Annotated in this window: 13 protein-coding genes; 5 read left to right on the forward strand and 8 right to left on the reverse strand. The window is 61.3% G+C overall.

Annotated features, from left to right (window positions below; genetic code table 11):
- The first annotated feature begins 128 nt into the window (after positions 1–128).
- On the forward strand, positions 129–1613 hold the full coding sequence (locus EL257_RS10685; protein ID WP_126362352.1) for an NCS1 family nucleobase:cation symporter-1: 1485 nt from the start codon (positions 129–131) through the stop codon (positions 1611–1613).
- A gap of 159 nt (positions 1614–1772) precedes the next feature.
- The gene (locus tag EL257_RS10690; protein WP_126362354.1) at positions 1773–3056 is read left to right on the forward strand and encodes a Zn-dependent hydrolase; all 1284 of its coding nucleotides are present in this window, start codon (positions 1773–1775) and stop codon (positions 3054–3056) included.
- 753 nt (positions 3057–3809) lie between these two features.
- Here the strand turns inward: EL257_RS10690 and EL257_RS10695 are convergent.
- The 8 genes from EL257_RS10695 to EL257_RS10735 all read right to left on the reverse strand — a co-directional run bounded on the left by EL257_RS10695 (position 3810) and on the right by EL257_RS10735 (position 13314).
- Entirely contained in the window at positions 3810–5198 is a 1389-nt protein-coding gene (locus EL257_RS10695) for an amidohydrolase family protein (RefSeq protein WP_126362356.1), read from the reverse strand.
- A gap of 13 nt (positions 5199–5211) precedes the next feature.
- Positions 5212–6579 carry a nucleobase:cation symporter-2 family protein gene (locus EL257_RS10700; RefSeq protein ID WP_126362358.1) on the reverse strand — a complete coding sequence of 456 codons (1368 nt, stop codon included), beginning with the start codon at positions 6577–6579 and terminating at the stop codon, positions 5212–5214.
- Between the two features lie 249 nt (positions 6580–6828).
- Positions 6829–7872 (reverse strand): CobW family GTP-binding protein, encoded by a 1044-nt coding sequence (locus tag EL257_RS10710; RefSeq protein ID WP_126362362.1) that lies wholly within the window; start codon positions 7870–7872, stop codon positions 6829–6831.
- 119 nt (positions 7873–7991) lie between these two features.
- Positions 7992–8576, reverse strand: coding sequence for a UbiX family flavin prenyltransferase (locus EL257_RS10715; RefSeq protein ID WP_126362364.1), 585 nt, complete (start codon positions 8574–8576; stop codon positions 7992–7994).
- Complete coding sequence (locus tag EL257_RS10720; RefSeq protein WP_126362366.1) at positions 8573–9958, reverse strand: UbiD family decarboxylase; 1386 nt, start codon at positions 9956–9958, stop codon at positions 8573–8575. Before EL257_RS10720 ends, EL257_RS10715 begins: the two co-directional genes overlap by 4 nt.
- 303 nt (positions 9959–10261) lie before the next feature.
- A complete protein-coding gene (locus EL257_RS10725) occupies positions 10262–11167 on the reverse strand; it encodes an amidohydrolase family protein (protein ID WP_003224037.1) in 906 nt (301 codons plus the stop codon).
- A gap of 4 nt (positions 11168–11171) precedes the next feature.
- On the reverse strand, positions 11172–12101 hold the full coding sequence (locus EL257_RS10730; protein ID WP_126362368.1) for an amidohydrolase family protein: 930 nt from the start codon (positions 12099–12101) through the stop codon (positions 11172–11174).
- A gap of 322 nt (positions 12102–12423) precedes the next feature.
- The gene (locus EL257_RS10735; protein WP_126362370.1) at positions 12424–13314 is read right to left on the reverse strand and encodes a LysR substrate-binding domain-containing protein; all 891 of its coding nucleotides are present in this window, start codon (positions 13312–13314) and stop codon (positions 12424–12426) included.
- A 118-nt stretch (positions 13315–13432) separates the two neighbouring features.
- On the opposite strand from EL257_RS10735, the gene EL257_RS10740 reads away from it, so the two are divergent.
- From EL257_RS10740 to EL257_RS10750, 3 genes are read left to right on the forward strand one after another with little or no spacing between them, the layout of a single operon-like run.
- Positions 13433–13897: a (2Fe-2S)-binding protein gene (locus tag EL257_RS10740; RefSeq protein ID WP_126362372.1), complete on the forward strand. Its 465-nt coding sequence runs from the start codon at positions 13433–13435 to the stop codon at positions 13895–13897.
- Positions 13897–16110: a xanthine dehydrogenase family protein molybdopterin-binding subunit gene (locus EL257_RS10745; protein ID WP_126362374.1), complete on the forward strand. Its 2214-nt coding sequence runs from the start codon at positions 13897–13899 to the stop codon at positions 16108–16110. Before EL257_RS10740 ends, EL257_RS10745 begins: the two co-directional genes overlap by 1 nt.
- A 6-nt stretch (positions 16111–16116) precedes the next feature.
- Entirely contained in the window at positions 16117–17010 is an 894-nt protein-coding gene (locus tag EL257_RS10750; protein WP_126362376.1) for a LysR substrate-binding domain-containing protein, read from the forward strand.
- Positions 17011–17046 lie beyond the last annotated feature (36 nt).

The raw sequence follows: 17046 nt of genomic DNA on the forward strand, positions 1-17046 counted from the left end.
CGCTGACAAGCCAGGCCGGTTCGTGAAGTGCGTGTTCACATGCAAGTACTCCGGCCATCGCCTGGCGCGCGGCGCGTTCGCCCGCCAGCCCGATGAGCAAAAATAATCAGAAAAACCGTGGAGCAGCCATGCAACAGAACAGATCGCAAGTAACCGAGCGTGACGGCTTGTTCGAACTCGAAGCCGGCAGCGACGTCCTCGACAGTCCCCGCTACAACCACGACATGGCACCGACCAAGGTGCGCGAGCGAACCTGGAACAAATGGCACATCACCGCGCTGTGGGTCGGCATGTCGATCTGCGTGCCGACGTATACCCTCGGCGGGGTGTTGACCGCGTACTTTGGCCTGAGCGTGGGCGAAGCGCTGCTGGCAATACTGTTCGCCAATCTGATCGTGCTGATTCCGCTCACACTCAATGCCTTTCCCGGTACCAAGTACGGCATTCCGTTCCCGGTGTTGTTGCGCTCATCGTTCGGCATTCTCGGTTCCAACGTGCCGTGTCTGATTCGCGCCTTGGTGGCGTGCGGCTGGTTCGGCATCCAGACCATGTTCGGCGGCCTGGCGATCCACCTGTTTCTCGGCTCCGTATTCGAGGGCTGGAAGTCCCTTGGCGGCACGGGGGAGGTGATCGGCTTCATGGTTTTCTGGGCACTGAACCTGTGGGTTGTGATTCGTGGCGCGGAGTCGATCAAGTGGCTGGAAACCTTGTCCGCGCCGTTGCTGGTGGCGGTCGGCATCGGCTTGCTGGTGTGGGCGATGCCTAATGTATCGATGAGCGAATTGCTGGCGATCCCGCCGAAACGCCCTGAGGGCGCCAGTGTGGTGAGCTACTTCGCGGCCGGGCTCACGGCAATGGTCGGCTTCTGGGCCACGTTATCGCTGAACATTCCCGACTTCAGCCGTTACGCCAAGAGCCAGAAGGATCAGATCCTCGGGCAGATTATCGGCCTGCCGCTGACGATGTTCCTGTTCGCCTCGCTGGGCGTGATCATGACCGCCGCCTCGGTGAAACTGGTCGGCGTCACGGTTTCTGATCCGGTCACCCTGATCGGCCACATTCAGAACCCGGTGTGGGTCGCGGTGGCCATGGCATTGATCATCATCGCGACGTTGTCGACCAACACGGCAGCCAACATCGTCTCGCCCACCAATGACTTCCAGAACATTGCGCCCAAGGTCATCAATCGCACCAAAGCGGTGTTGCTGACCGGGCTGGTCGGGCTCTTGTTGATGGGCCATGAACTGCTGAAAAAACTTGGTCTGATCGTTTCCGATGTCAGTCTGGAAACCGTCTATTCCAACTGGCTGCTGGGCTATTCCAGTCTGCTCGGCCCGATCGCCGGGATCATGGTGGTCGACTATTTCCTGATCAAGAAACAGCGACTGGATCTGGCCGGGTTATATCGCGACGACGTGTACCCGGCGTGGAACCGGGCCGGATTCCTTGCGTTCGGTGTGCCGGTGGTGCTGACGCTGCTGTCGCTGGGCAGCGATGCGTTCAGCTGGTTCTACAGCTACGGGTGGTTCACCGGTTCAGCGCTGGGTGGCGTGATTTATTACGGGTTATGCGTGATGCGGGCGCAGCCGTCAGTTGTAAAAACAGCGGTGTGAATGAGGGCCACATCGCTGGCAAGCCAGCTCCCACAGGGATCGAGTCGTGCACAAATTCTGTGTTCAACCAAAAACCCTGTGGGAGCTGGCTTGCCAGCGATGGCGGCCTCACAGACACCACAGCAGTATCCATAAGAACAGCAGCCTGAGGAGATCCCTATGAACGCACCCGTAGACGTTCTGCAATCGACCCATCAGCACATCAACCGCGACCGCCTGTGGGCATCGCTCATGGACCTCGCCAAACTCGGCGCCACGGTCAAGGGCGGGGTTTGTCGCCTGGCCCTGACCGACCTCGATCGCCAGGCCCGCGACCTGTTCGTGCAATGGTGCGAGGACGCCGGATGCAGCGTCACGGTCGATGCTGTCGGCAACATCTTCGCGCGCCGTGCGGGACGCAATCCCGAGCTGCCACCGGTGATGACCGGCAGCCACATCGACACCCAGCCCACCGGCGGCAAGTTCGATGGCTGCTTCGGCGTACTCGCCGGCGTCGAGGTGTTGCGCACGCTCAACGACCTCGGCGTGGAAACCGAGGCGCCGCTGGAGGTGGTGGTCTGGACCAACGAAGAAGGCTCGCGCTTCGCTCCGTGCATGATGGGCTCTGGCGTGTTCGCAGAAAAATTCAGCCTTGAGGAGACGTTGGCCAAGGTCGATGCCGACGGCGTGACAGTCGGCGAAGCGCTCAACGCTATCGGCTATGCCGGCCCGCGCAAGGTCAGCGGGCACCAGGTCGGCGCCTATTTCGAAGCGCATATCGAACAAGGCCCGATACTTGAAGACGAACACAAAACCATTGGCGTAGTGCTCGGCGCGCTGGGGCAGAAGTGGTTCGACCTCAAGCTGCGCGGCGTCGAGGCCCACGCCGGCCCAACGCCGATGCACCTGCGCAAGGATGCGCTGGTCGGCGCCTCGGTCATCGTCGGTGCCGTCAACCGCGCCGCGCTCGGCCACCAACCGCACGCCTGTGGCACCGTCGGCTGCCTGCAGGCCTATCCCGGCTCGCGCAACGTCATCCCCGGCGAAGTGCGCATGACCCTCGACTTCCGTCATTTGGAACCGGCGCGCCTCGACGCGATGATCGCCGAGGTGAAGCAAGTCATCGAAGCCACCTGCGAGGAACATGGCCTGACCTATGAGCTGACGCCGACAGCCGACTTCCCGCCGCTGTACTTTGAAAAGGGTTGTGTGGAAGCGGTGCGCGGCGCGGCGAAAGGTCTGGGTCTGTCACACATGGACATCGTCAGCGGCGCCGGCCACGACGCGATCTTCCTCGCCGAACTCGGCCCGGCCGGGATGATTTTTGTGCCGTGCGAGGGCGGCATCAGCCACAACGAAATCGAGAACGCCGCACCGGACGATCTGGCGGCGGGATGCGCAGTGCTGTTGCGAGCGATGCTGGCGGCTTCGGCGATGGTCGCGGCCGGTAAAGCCGCCGCATAAATATCAACACATCGCAGCTCTGTGTAGGAGCTGCCGAAGGCTGCGATCTTTTGATCTTGATGTTTAACAACCAGAATCAAGAGATCGCAGCCTCGTTTCACTCGACAGCTCCTACAGCAAGCACCGGTAGGAGCTGCCGAAGGCTGCGATCTTTTGATTTGGATGTTTAGCAACCAGAATCAAGAGATCGCAGCCTCGTTTCACTCGACAGCTCCTACAGCAAGCACCTGTAGGAGCTGCCGAAGGCTGCGATCTTTTGATTTGGATGTTTAGCAACCAGAATCAAGAGATCGCAGCCTCGTTTCTCTCGACAGCTCCTACAGAAAGCACCGGTAGGAGCTGCCGAAGGCTGCGATCTTTTGATTTGGATGTTTAGCAACACAGAATCAAAAGATCGCAGCCTCGTTTCACTCGACAGCTCCTACAGAAAGCACCGGTAGGAGCTGCCGAAGGCTGCGATCTTTTGATTTGGATGTTTAGCAACACAGAATCAAAAGATCGCAGCCTCGTTTCACTCGACAGCTCCTACAGAAAGCACCGGTAGGAGCTGCCGAAGGCTGCGATCTTTTGATTTGGATGTTTAGCAACACAGAATCAAAAGATCGCAGCCTCGTTTCACTCGACAGCTCCTACAGAAAGCACCGGTAGGAGCTGCCGAAGGCTGCGATCTTTTGATTTGGATGTTTAGCAACACGGAATCAAAAGATCGCAGCCTCGTTTCACTCGACAGCTCCTACAGGGTTTGCGAGGGCGTTAGTTGTCAACGTTCATCAATTGCTGCACGCCTTCCCATGCTTCGGCGCGCATCTGTTCGATGTCGAGGCCCGGGATCACGCCGTTATCGACCACGATCCTGCCGCCCACAAGGCTGTACTTCACGGTGATCGGCTCGCCCGCGACCACCGGCGCGACGGCGCTGTCGTGGAAACCGTAGAAGCGTGGGTGATCGAGGCTGTAGACCACCAGATCCGCTGCCTGTCCGACTTCGAGCGTACCCACGGCGCCAAGGCCAAGCACCTGCGCGCCACCGGCGGTGCCCCAGTGAATGACGTCTTCGGCGGTGGTGGCCGACGCGCCTTGTTCGGCGCGATGGATCAGCCATGCGGTGTTGGCTTCGCCGACCATGCTCCCGGATTCATTCGAGGCCACGCCATCGACACCCAGTGAAACCGCCACGCCCGCCTCGTACATCTGCGGCACAGGCGCGACGCCGCTGCCCAGCCTGGCGTTGCTCACCGGGCAGTGGGCGATGCCGGTGCCGGTTTGCGCGAGCATGCGGATTTCCGCCGGCTGCAGATGCACGGCGTGGGCGAACCAGACGTCGGGGCCGAGCCACTCGTGTTCAGCGACGAATTCCACCGGCGAACAGTTGTATTTTTCGCGGCAGAAATTCACGTAATTCTGCGTTTCCGACAAGTGCGTGTGCAGGCGCAGGCCAAGCCCGCGCGCGGTGTGGGCGAGTTCGCGCAGCAGCGTCGGCGGCAGCGAAAATGTTGGCGTAGTCGGCGCGACGACCACCCGGCGCATCGCGTCCGGGGTGTCCTGGTGATAGCGCGATTTCAGTCGCTCGATATCGCCGACCATCTGCTCGAGGCTTTCCGGTTGCAGCGCGGTTTTCGAGAAACCCGGGTGAGCGCTGGCCGATTCCAGCGCGCCGCCACGGCACAGCACGAAACGCAAACCGAATTCGTCGGCCATGTCGAACAGCAAATCGCCGGTCTCGGTGCTGCCGTGGGCGTGGTAGAGATAATGGTGATCGGCGCAGGTGGTGACGCCGGACAACAGCAACTCGACCATCCCCAGCCGTGCGGCGATCCGCGCCAGTTGCGGGGTGAAGCGATTGAGGCGCGGATAGGGCACGCTGGCCAGCCAGCCTTGCAGATCCTGATTGAGGCCTTCGGGCACGGCTTTGAGCAGGTTCTGAAACAGGTGATGGTGAGTGTTGATCCAGCCTGGATAGACGACGCAATTGCGCGCGTCGATCACCCGTTCGCCCGGTTGCGCTTGCAGGTCGGCGGCCATCTCGGCGATGCGCCCGTTGACCACACGGATGTCCACGGCACCGGCCCGTGCGCGAGAGCCGCGCTGGCCGGTCATCACCGCAACCGGGTGCTTGATCAGAATGTTTTGAAGTTGAGTCATGGGCAGGCTCCAGTCAAAGAATGTGCGAGGCGGATTTGCTGGCGGTGGTTTGCGGCACGCTGACGCCGTTCAGCGCGGCGTTGAGCAGCACCGACACCAGGCAAGCGATGACCACGCTGCTGTGCAGAAACGGCTGCGACCACTCGGGTAATTGTTTGAACAGGGTCGGGGCGAGCACCGGCACCAGCGCGGCGGCGATGGTGAAACCGACGATCAAGACGTTGTAGCGATTGCGCTCATAGTCGACTTTGGCCAGGGTCTGAATCCCCGCTGCCGCGACCACACCGAACATGGCCACGCCGGCGCCACCGAGGGCGGCGGTCGGCATCGAGGCGATGATCGCGCCGGCCTTTGGCACCAGCGCAATCGAGCACATCAGCAAACCGCTGACCGCCACCACCCAACGGCTGCGCACGCCGGTGAGGATCACCAGACCGACGTTTTCCATGAAGGCAATGAACGGGAACGCGGCGAACATCCCGGCAATGGTGCTGGCCAGGCCGTTGGCGCGCAGGCCGTTGATCACTTGTTTGTCTTCCACCGGTTTTTCGACGATGTCGCCAATGGCCACGAACAGCCCCATCGACTCCACCATCTGCACGATCATCACCACGACCATGGTCGCGATCGGGATCAGGCTGAATGTCGGCAAGCCAAAATAGAACGGATAGGGCACGGTCAGCCACGGCGCTTGCTCAACGCTGTGAAAACTGCCCATGCCCAAACCGTAGGCCAGGCCCGCGCCCACCAGCATGCCAACCAGCACCGCCATGTTGCGCATCAGCGGGCTGCCATAACGAGTGACGAGCAGAATCGTCAGCAACACCACGACCGCGACACCGAGGAACGCCGGGGCACCGAAATTGCTCGCGTTGCGCCCGCCGCCGACCCACTCATAGGCGATCGGGAACAATTGCAAACCGATCACCGTGACGATGCAGCCGGTGACCACGGGCGGAAAAAACCGCCGCAATCGACCCACGAACGGTGCCATCAGCATGGTAAAAATCCCGGCACCGATCACCGCCCCGCAGACCCCGGCGAAGCCCACCTCCGGGTTGCTGCCGATGGCGATCACCGGGCCGACGCTGCTGAACGCGACGCCCTGCAGGATCGGCAGACGTACGCCGAATTTCCAGAAGCCGACGGTTTGCAGAAGGGTGGCGATGCCTGAGCAGAACAGCGTGGTACTGATCAGCACCACCGTGTCGGCATGGGACATTTTCAACGCGCTGGCGACAATCAACGGCACGGCGATGGCGCCGATGTACGAGACGGCCATGTGTTGCAGGCCGAGGGTAAGCATCTGTCGCACCGGCAGAACGCGGTCGACGGCATGCACGGTGGTGGCGGATTTCGATGCGGATGTGGCTGACGACATGGGGAAACACCTCTGGCTGTTTTATGCGGTAGAGAGGGGTATTCGTCTGATGCCGATCAGCTCAAGAACACAGTGGAATCCTGTGGGAGCTGGCTTGCCAGCGATGGCGATTTCGCAGTCACCATTTTTATAAACTGACAGTCCGCTATCGCTGGCAAGCCAGCTCCCACAGGTGTTGTGTTGTTCAAAAGAATTGGCATCAGTCATTCGTGCTGCGAAGCCGCCATCCACCGGCTCCGATGCCTTGGTTCAGCCTGCCAGGCAGGCGGCGAAGCCTTGGTTCAGCGCCGCGCGATCCAGGTCGCGGCCGATGAACACGATCTTGCTCGATCGGGGCTCCGTGCCCCAGGCGGTCGATGCGCGAAACTCCACCAGACTGTGCACGCCCTGCAGCACGTAGCGCTGGTCTTCGTTGGCCACCGCGAGCACGCCTTTCATGCGATAGAGATTGTCGGCCTGGGACGAGCGCAACTCGCTGATCCAGCGGTGAAACGCCATCAGATTGACCGCGCCGTCGACAGCGATACCGACCGATGACACGCTCGGGTCGTGCTGGTGATCCGGCTCTTGCGCGTGATGCTCGTGGTGATCGTGATCGTGCTGTTCCGCGCCGATTTCCATCAGCTTCTGCGTGCATTCGAATGCACCGATTCCGAGGATCCTGGTCAGGTCGATTTGCGCATGGGTCGAGGTCACCAGATCCGCCGTGGCGTTCAAGCTGCGAATCTTGCCGCACAGGGCTTCAACCTCTGCGGCGCTGACCAGATCGACCTTGTTGATGACGATGCGGTCGGCGCAGACAATCTGATCCACCGCCTGGTTGTCGACGCCGTCCAGTTGCAGATCCTCCAGATGCTGGGCGATGTGCTTGGCGTCGACCATGGTCACGATTGCGTCGAGCTCGACTTCTTCGGCGATCGGGTCGTTGATGAAAAAGCTCTGCGCGACCGGATAAGGGTCGGCCAGGCCACTGGTTTCAATGAGGATGTGATCGAGGCGCACCGGGCGTGCCACCAGCTCGCGGACGATACGCACCAGATCCTCGCGAACCTCGGCGGTGCAGCACACGCAGCCGTTGACCATCTCGTAGATTTCTTCGGTTTCGGAGCTCAGCACCAGATCGCCGTCGATGCCGACCTCGCCGAATTCGTTTTCGATAACAGCGATTTTGCGCCCGTGGTTTTCCTTGAGGATGTAATTGAGCAACGTGGTTTTACCGGCCCCGAGAAAACCGGTGAGGATGGTCACGGGGATTTTGGTATTGCGGGTTGGGGCGTTGAAGGGAGTGTTCATCAGAAGCTCCTTGACTGTGTTTTGCCGAAGTGCGATCAAATGTGGGAGCTAGCCCTGCTAGCGATGGCGGTGTATCAGCCAGAATTGATTTCACTGACACTCCGCCATCGCTAGCAGGGCTAGCTCCCACAGGGATTGGGGTGTTCTCGCCAGCGAGTGGCGACACCGGCATCAAGGCCGAACAGGTCGAGCACCCGACCAAGGCTGTGATCGACCATTTGCGCCAGATTCTGCGGGCGTGCATAAAACGCCGGCACCGGCGGGGCGATGATCCCGCCCATTTCGGTGATGGCGGTCATGTTGCGCAAATGGGCGAGGGTCAGCGGGGTTTCGCGGGCCATCAGCACCAAGGTGCGGCGCTCCTTGAGGGTCACGTCAGCGGCGCGGCCGATGAGTCCCGAAGACGTGCCCGTGGCGATTTCCGCCAGGGTGCGCATCGAGCAGGGCGCAACCACCATGCCGAGGCAGCGAAACGAACCGCTGGCAATGCCGGCAGCGACGTCGTCGGCGCGGTGGTAATGGCTGGCGAGCGCCGTGACGTCGGCCAGTTTGTAGTCGGTCTCATGCGCCATGGTCAGCAGCGCGGCGCGGCTGATGATCAAGTGGCTTTCGATGTCGAGTTCGGCCAGCAACTGCAGGAGCCGCACGCCGTATACGAACCCTGACGCGCCACTGATGCCCACCACCATCCGCGGCCGGTTCATGCCTGCAGACCTTTGATCAATTGGCGGGCACGTTCGAGCACTTGCTGATCGAGCTGCGCCTTGATCCCGTCGAAAGCCGAACCGCGCGTCGCATCCAGGCCCATCCGCGAAGTGGTGCCGTTGACCGAAGAGGACGGGTCGAGCGGACTGCCGGGCAAGCCATCGATGGTGAAAATATCCAAGTGTGGCTGGAAGTGCGTGGCCAATGCCCATAGCACCTGACTGTCATCGCTGATGTCGATATCGCTGTCCACCGCGATCACCGTTTTCAGGTACGGATCCCAACCGAGCAGGGCCAGCATGATCTGCCGCGCTTCGCCGTCGCGGCTTTGATCGAGTGCCACGTAGCAATGAAAATGCGTGCCGGAATTGGGGTAATGCACGGCGGTGACGGCAGGGAAGCGTGCTTTGAGTTTTTCGCTCATTTCCGCCTCGCGGGGCAGGCGGGCGAGGGTCAAATGCTCGGCGTAGCGGCCGCCCATCACATCGACCAGCCAAGCGTCTTTGCGCTTTAACAGGGTGTCGACGCGCAGCACATTGTTGGTCGAGCGATCCGAGGAATAACCGCTGAATTCGCCGAACGGGCCTTCGTCGGCGTAGGCCGTTGGGTCAATCGCGCCTTCGAGAACAAACTCGGCATATGCCGGCACGCCAATGCCGTAGCGCGGGGTTTTGACCAGCTCCAGCGGCGCACCGAACAGCCCACCGGCGACCGCGCGCTCATCCGCGCCGTACGGCAAACGCGCAGCGGCGGCGAGCATGAACAGCGGATGCGCACCGACCACCATGGCCATGCGCAATTCTTCGCCACGTTCACGCGCGGTTTGCAGCATCCGCCACAGGTGTCCGCGTGAATGCAGACTGGTGGCGAGGGCCTGGCGGGCATGGCGCATCGAGCGGTGGTAGCTCATGTTGGCAATGCCGCTCAGCGGGTCTTCGGCAATGATGATCGCGTTGGTGATATACGGGCCGCGATCACTGTCGAAATGCTTGAGCATCGGTAGCAGCGCCAGATCCAGTGCTTCACCCTCGAACACTTCATCGAGGATCGGGCCGTTTTCTACATAACGCGGCGCGATGGGCTGGTTGGCGCGAGCCTGAAAGGTTTCGTGCAATTGCGCCGGGTTGACGCCGAAGATCCGGGCGATACGGGTGCGAGAGGCGAACAGATTGGTCGCCACCGGCACGCCCAGGTTGCCGACGTTTTCGCAGATGAGCAGTGGGTCGCGGCCCTGCGCGGCGAGGGCATCGACCAGGGCGGTGACGTCCTGATCGGCTGAAATAGTTTGGGTGACCGTCAGCACATCGTCCGGATACTCTCGGCGATAGGCGTCGATGAACACGTGGAAGTCCTGAGAATCGCCGAGCGTCGAACGGGTCATGGTTTCACCTCGTAAAAAGCAGGCACGCAGGGGTGAGAGGGCATCCGATCGGCCAGCCGCTGGCCTGCCGGTCGAACGAATGCCGGTTCATCTTCGTGCCTGTAAAGTCGCTGTGTGCTCTGTATGCAAGTCCCTTGTGGCGAGGGGATTTATCCCCGATCGGCTGGGAAGCAGTCGTAAAACCAGTCAACGCGATCTGCCTGATACAACGTGGTTGCAGGTTTTTGGAGCTGCTTCGCAGCCCATCGGGGATAAATCCCCTCACCACAGGAAACTCCCTTCCCACAGGAGGTTCGTGTACGGCTACAGGTACGTGGTGGTCAGGCGAATATCGGCCTCAACCAGATCCTTGGGCGGTGGCGTCGGTTCGATCCCGCACAAGCGGGCGATGTTGTTGCCCAGGTAATCTTCGAGATGATCCTCATCAATGCCCAACCCCTGCGGTGCCGGTGAGCACAACACCTCGAGTTCGCGCAGCCACATCCCCGGCTCATTCGGCGGTGAATCGGTGCCGAAGACGATCTTGTTGCGCGGCAGTTCCTTGGCGAATTCGACGATCCGCGATTGAAAGCACCAGCCCGATTCGCAGTACACGTTCGGCGTGTCCATCGCCATCCAGAACGCTTCGAACGAGTAGTTGCCGCCCGTCTGGATACCGAAGTGGCCGATGATGAAATTGACCATCGGAAACTCGCGGATGATCGGGTAGAACATCGTCGGAATCGTGTACGGGCCATCGCCGGTGTGGATCAGCACAACGATGTTGTACTTGGCGCAAACCTTCATCGCCGGGCGCAGCCAATCGAGCGCGCGGTCCGGGCGATAGCCGTGCATGTTGGCGTGCAGCTTGAGCATCTTGAAGCCGTATTCCTTGATATGGAATTCCAGCTCCGCCGCACCGTTTTCCGGGCCCCAGCGCGGGTTAAAGTTGAAGTTGCCGATGAAGCGATCCGGATATTTCACACAGAGTTCGGCGACGTAGGACATGTAGTCACGCACGCCCTCGCGGCCTCGGCGGTTGCCGTCGCGATAACCGGTATTGCCCGGCGGCGGCTGGATGAAGCCCATGTCGATGCGGCGCGGTTTGCCGTTGATCATGTACGGGCCGTCCATGAGCTTGAGCATGCGCTCGCCGGTGAACGGTTCGCCGGTATGGCGCCAGGCCTCGTCGACCAGGTTAGTAGGGTGCAGATGGGTGTCGATGATCATCGGTTCAGCTCCTGGCCAGTTGAGTGGTGACGGGGCGTGCGAGTTGCGCCTCTGCTTCGGAAACGGAACGCGGTGGCGGGGTCGGTTCGAGGCCGATCATTCGCGCGGTGTTGTTGCCCAGATAATCTTCGAGGGTGTCCTCGTCGAGATTCAGGCCCTGTGGCGGCTCGTGGCAGAGCACTTCGAGCAGGCGCAGCCACATGCCCGGTTCGTTCGGCGGCGTATCGGTGCCGAAAAGGATTTTGTGCGTCGGCAATACCTTGGCGAACTCGACGATCCGCGATTGCAGGCACCAGCCGGACTCGCAGTAGACGTTGGGCAACTCCATTGCCCATTGCATCGGTTCAAACACGTAGACGCCGCCGGTCTGCACGCCGAAGTGGGCCATGATGAAATCGACGTTGGGGAATTCCTTGATCATCGGCACCCATTCCGACGGGATGCTGTAAGGTCCGTCGCCGGTGTGCAGCTTGACCGGAATGCCCAGCTCGGCGCATTTCTCGAAGCACGGGCGCACCCAATCCAGCGCCCGGTCAGGACGGTAGGCATGCATGTTGGCCTGCATCTGCACCATCTTGAAACCGTGTTCCTTGACGTAGCGCTCGATCGCCTCGACGCCGTTTTCCACACCGCAGCGCGGGTTGTAGACGAAGCAGCCGATGAAGCGGTCCGGGTAGGTCTGAACCATTTTCAGCGTGTAGGCCATGTACGCATCGATGGATTCGCGACCGCTCAGGTCGCCGTCGGTCCAGGTGTAAATCGTGTTGCCCTGCGGCGGCTGGATGAAGGCTTTGTCAATGCGGCGAGGCTTGCCGTTGACAATGTACGGGCCATCCATCATCTCCAGCAGACGCTCGCCGGTGAACGGGTCACCGTCATGCCTCCAGGCGAGGTCCACCAGATCGGTGGGATAGCAGCTGATATCGATGATCATTGCAGTCGATCTCCTGATAGCGGGGAAGGGAGCCTTGCGGCTCTCGGCATTCACGTCCCGGGCAATCGGCCGTTTCTATGCGCAAGACTCGCGCATTCCCTCGCCTGTTCGCATCCGGCCCGGGTGGGTGGCTGCTGAGGGCGAGTATTGGAAGGAGGGGTTGGGTTCGTACAATATTAATTGGGCGGGGTGGTGATACTTGTTCGATATGGCTGCATCAAGATCAAAAGATCGCAGCCTGCGGCAGCTCCTACACCGTTCAATGTAGGAGCTGCCGAAGGCTGCGATCTTTTGATCTTCAATGGTTGTGCCAGCGCTGTCGTCAGGACTGTGTTTGCATTGCCAACTGTTTGATCGCTTCAACCACCGGCGCCACACGCTCAGCCTGCCCATGCGGCCACACGGCGTAAAGGTTGTAATGCGCCGCAATCTGCGCCTCGTTCAACGCCACCAACCGCCCACTGCGCAATGCATCAGCCGCCAATAATCCACGCACCAGCCCCGCGCCAACGCCAGCCTCGGCAGCCGCAATCAAATTCGCCGCATTATCAAAAATCACCCGTGCCGGCGGCTCGGTTGGCGTCATCCCGGCCGCATCCAGCCACGGAATCCACGAGCGCCGCGTATACCCCAACAATGGCAACTTCAAAATCTGCGCCGGGCTCAACGGCACCTGCAACCCATACCGTTCCAGCAAATCCGGCGAAGCCACCGCCAACACCCGATCGCCACAAATCTGCGTCATCTCGCAGTCGTCCCAATCGCCATAGCCATAACGCAGCGCCAGATCGACTCGCTCAAACGTACTGCGATCACTGCGCGGCATCGACAGCAGCGTCACCTCATAATCCGGCAGCCCATCAAGCAACTGCGGCAGGCGCGGATTGAGCCAGCTCTGCGCCAGTTCGCTGTCGACATCAAGGGTCAAGCGTTGCGCCACGCTGCGGTTTTTCACCGAAGACAAGGCACGGTCAATCTGCGCCAGACCATCCGCCAACACACTGGCAAACAACTGCCCGGCATCGGTCAGATTGCTGCCACCGCCTTCGCGGACAAAGAGCGGCTGGCCGATGAACTCTTCCAGGGCACGAATCTGCTGACTGATCGCGCTGTGGGTCAGATCGAGTTTGCGCGCGGCGCTGGAAAAACTGCCGCTGCGCGCGGCGTGGATAAACGCGCTCATGGACTGCACCGACGGGTATCGCTTGTACATGTTGTTAGTCCTGCTTACACCGGTTGGCAGAAAACGTCGCTGGCCGGGGATCGTCGCGGCTTCCAATAATCGGTCACCAGGCCCGCACAAAGACGGGCCGCTCTCTTGGAGCCTGACAATGATTGCATTCACGGTTAACGGCGAACGACGCGAGCTGGAGGAAACGTCTTCCTCCACGCCCTTGCTATGGGTACTGCGTGATCAACTGAAACTCACCGGCACCAAGTTCGGTTGCGGCATGGGCCTGTGCGGTGCTTGCACCGTGCACCTGGACGGCGTCGCGGTGCGTTCCTGCCAAATGCCAGCGGCGGCCGTCGCGGGCCACAGCATCACCACGATCGAGGGGGTGTCGGCGACGCAAAGCCATCCGCTGCAATTGGCCTGGGTCGCCGAAGATGTGCCGCAATGCGGCTACTGTCAATCCGGACAGATCATGTCCGCCGCGGCGTTGCTCAACACCGGTGCAGCAGTCACCGACGCTTCGATCCGCACCGCAATGTCCGGGAATATCTGCCGCTGCGGCACTTACGGGCGCATCAATAAAGCGATCAAACGCGCGGCGAATGCGCCGAAGGAGGCCTGATGAGCCTTGTCGACGACAGCCGCATCGAACTGCCGCGCCGAGAGTTTCTCAAGCAAGCGGCGACGCTCGCTTCAGGCCTGGCCATTGCGCTGTATCTGCCGAGTGGCGTCGGCGCCACCGACCCGAAGGCCCCCGCGCAGGTCAAGGAATTCGAGCCCAATGCCTGGGTGCGTGTGTTGCCTGACGGCACGGTGAAACTGGTGGTGCACAAGCACGACTCCGGCACCGGTACGCAGACGGCACTCGCCGCGTGCGTGGCCGAAGAGCTGGACGTCAACCCGATGACTGTGCAGGTGATCACCCCGGAAGATCCGTTCTTCGAAACTTACATCCATCCGGTCTGGAAAGTCTTTTCCACCGGCGGCAGCACCAGCGTTTCGCTGGAGTACGACCGCTTGCGCATGGCCGGCGCTACGGCGCGGGCATTGTTGATAACCGCAGCGGCGAAGCAATGGAAAGTCAGCCCCCAGAGCTGCGCCACGGAAGAAGGTCGAGTGGTACATGCATCGAGCAAGCGCAGCCTCGGCTATGGCGAACTGGTGGGTGTCGCGGCCAACTTGCCGGCGCCGGACAACGTCACGCTGAAGGATCCGGCGCAGTTCAAATACATCGGCAAACTGCGCCACAAGCGTGATGCCGCCGCCAAGGTGTGCGGGCGTTTCCAGTACAGCATCGACGTGCAGTTGCCGGGCATGCTGGTGGCGGTCATTCAGCGGGCCCCGGTGCTGGGCGCGAAGGTTGTCAGCGTCGACTCGGCGGCGGCGTTGCGAGTGCCAGGTGTGCGCAAAGTGCTCGCGGTTCCGGGACGTCCCGACGTGCTCGGCGGCAATCTGGAAGGCGTCGCCGTGCTGGCCGACACATATTGGGCCGCGCAGCAGGGCCGTAACGTGCTGCAGATCCAATGGAGCGATTCGCCGCTCGCCGGTTTCGACAGTGATCAGTTGCACGCGGCGCAGGCCGCGGCGATCGGCGATCCGCACGCCCAAACCGTCAAAGCCATGAGCCACGGCGATGTCAGCGGACAATGGTCGAGTGCAGCGAAGCTGATCGAAGCCGATTACGCCATGCCTTACAAAGTGCAGAACCCGCTGGAGCCGATCTGCATCGTCGCGCAGGTCAAGGACAGGGCGATCACATATTGGGGCGGCGTGCAGGTGCCGTCGTCGGCCCTGGAGGCGGCGCAGATCGTGTGCGGCATCGACAAGGCCAAGGTGACGATCCATGAGCTGGTTTCCGGCGGTAGCTTTGGCGCGCGGGAGGCGAAATACTGGCTGTTCGAAGGTGCCTGGCTCGCGCAGCAAACTGGCGTGCCGGTGAAACTGCTGAACAGCCGCGAAGATGAAATGCACGCACTGTTCAATCATCCGGCGACCTTGCATCGGGTCAAAGGCGCGCTCGACCCGCAGGGAAAACTGACTGCGCTGCAATTGCACGCGGTGTCGCCGGCCTCGCCAGAGCAGTGGGAACCGGGCTATTTCGAGCGTCCGGACAAGATGGATTACAGCACCACCGAGGCGATCACTGCGTGGGACTTCGCCTACCGTCCGCCGCACCTGGAGCTCAATTGGGTCAAACACGAAAGTCAGCTGCCGAGCGGTTGGTATCGCTCGGTGAGCTTCATTCCCAACGTGTTTGCCGTGGAAAGTTTCATGGACGAACTCGCCTATGCCGCTGGCGAGGACCCGCTGGCGTTCCGCCTCGCCAACATGCAGGAGCGACCTCGCCATGTGACGGTGCTCAAACAGGCTGCCGAACGCGCGGGATGGGGGCAGCCATTGCCGCCGGGAACCGCATTGGGTATCGCGACCAATCAGGGTTACACCAGTTTTATCGCAGTGGTGGCGCGGGTGGCGACCGTGAACGGCAAACCGCAAGTCGAGAAGCTCACCTGCGTGGTCGATTGCGGTCTGGCGGTGTCGCCGGGCGGTGTCGAAGAGCAAATCTACGGCGGTTTGATGTGGGGGTTGGGCCATGCACTGTTTGACCGCCTCGATATCAAACAGGGCAGGGTGGTGCAGAGTAACTTCCACGATTACCGCGTCACGCGCATGTCGGATATGCCGGCCACCGACATCCTGGTACTCGACGGTGAGCCCGGCAAACCCGGTGGCGTCGGCGAGCTGGGCAGCCCGTCGGTGGTGCCGGCGATTGCCAACGCCTTGTTCGCATTGACCGGCGTGCGCCAGCGTTCGACGCCATTCAACCTGGGATAAACCGTCATGGATCTACGCCTGCTGCGATATTTCATGGCGTTGGCTGATGAGCTGCACTTCGGTCGCGCGGCCGAGCGATTGCACATCTGCCAGCCGCCGTTGAGCCAGCAGATTCGTCTGCTCGAGGAAGAACTCGGCACGCCGCTGTTCGAGCGCAGTCATCACCGCGTGGAACTGACAGCGGCGGGGCAGATGCTCAAGGAACAGGCGCCGCTGGTCTTCGAGCAGCTTGAGCGGGCGCTGGATCTGACTCGGCAAACCGGGCGTGGTCAGTTGGGCGAGCTGGAAATCGGCATGATCAGCTCGGTGATGGTCGGCGTATTGCCCAAGGCCTTGCACTTGTTTCGCGAGCGCTATCCGCAGGTCAACTGGCGCCTTCACGAGATGACTCCGGCGGCGCAGGTCAAGGCATTGAAGGAAAAACGCATCGATGCCTGCGTGTTTCGCGTCGGTTACGACGATTCGCAGTTGCGCAATGAACTGCTGATCTACGAACCGATTCATGTGGTGATGCCCGCAGACCATCCGCTGGCCGCTCGCGAGGTACTGGCCCCGGTGGATCTGGCGCAGGAACCGTTCGTGGCGCTGGAGTTGAAGCAGTCGCGATTTGCCCATTTTCTCTATCAGTGTTGCGTGCAGGCCGGGTTTACGCCGCAGATTCGCCAACAGGTGATCGAGGTGCAAACCTTGCTCAGCCTGGTGCGCGCCGGGTTTGGCGTGGCGCTGTTGCCGGCATCCATCGAGCAATTGGCACCGGCCGGCCTGGTGTTCCGCCGCCTGACCCCGGCGCTGCCGGAAGTGCCGTTGTATGCCACCTATCGCGCGGACGACGCCTCGCCCGTGCTCAAGCTGTTCCTCGACACTCTCCGCGAGCTCAGCGGCAACCCGAAACCGTTGTAGGAGCTGCCGAAGGCTGCGATCTTTTTGATCCTGTCT

The organism is Pseudomonas fluorescens, from assembly GCF_900636825.1.
Taxonomy (GTDB): Bacteria; Pseudomonadota; Gammaproteobacteria; order Pseudomonadales; family Pseudomonadaceae; genus Aquipseudomonas; species Aquipseudomonas fluorescens_BG.

Bases quoted from the DNA above. Each gene is read 5' to 3' on its own strand.
- EL257_RS10740 (WP_126362372.1), top strand. From the start codon at position 13,433: ATGATTGCATTCACGGTTAACGGCGAACGACGCGAGCTGGAGGAAACG.
- EL257_RS10695 (WP_126362356.1), bottom strand. From the start codon at position 5,198: ATGACTCAACTTCAAAACATTCTGATCAAGCACCCGGTTGCGGTGATG.
- EL257_RS10715 (WP_126362364.1), bottom strand. From the start codon at position 8,576: ATGAACCGGCCGCGGATGGTGGTGGGCATCAGTGGCGCGTCAGGGTTC.
- EL257_RS10700 (WP_126362358.1), bottom strand. From the start codon at position 6,579: ATGTCGTCAGCCACATCCGCATCGAAATCCGCCACCACCGTGCATGCC.
- EL257_RS10720 (WP_126362366.1), bottom strand. From the start codon at position 9,958: ATGACCCGTTCGACGCTCGGCGATTCTCAGGACTTCCACGTGTTCATC.
- EL257_RS10730 (WP_126362368.1), bottom strand. From the start codon at position 12,101: ATGATCATCGATATCAGCTGCTATCCCACCGATCTGGTGGACCTCGCC.
- EL257_RS10685 (WP_126362352.1), top strand. From the start codon at position 129: ATGCAACAGAACAGATCGCAAGTAACCGAGCGTGACGGCTTGTTCGAA.
- EL257_RS10710 (WP_126362362.1), bottom strand. From the start codon at position 7,872: ATGAACACTCCCTTCAACGCCCCAACCCGCAATACCAAAATCCCCGTG.
- EL257_RS10750 (WP_126362376.1), top strand. From the start codon at position 16,117: ATGGATCTACGCCTGCTGCGATATTTCATGGCGTTGGCTGATGAGCTG.
- EL257_RS10735 (WP_126362370.1), bottom strand. From the start codon at position 13,314: ATGTACAAGCGATACCCGTCGGTGCAGTCCATGAGCGCGTTTATCCAC.
- EL257_RS10725 (WP_003224037.1), bottom strand. From the start codon at position 11,167: ATGATCATCGACACCCATCTGCACCCTACTAACCTGGTCGACGAGGCC.
- EL257_RS10690 (WP_126362354.1), top strand. From the start codon at position 1,773: ATGAACGCACCCGTAGACGTTCTGCAATCGACCCATCAGCACATCAAC.
- EL257_RS10745 (WP_126362374.1), top strand. From the start codon at position 13,897: ATGAGCCTTGTCGACGACAGCCGCATCGAACTGCCGCGCCGAGAGTTT.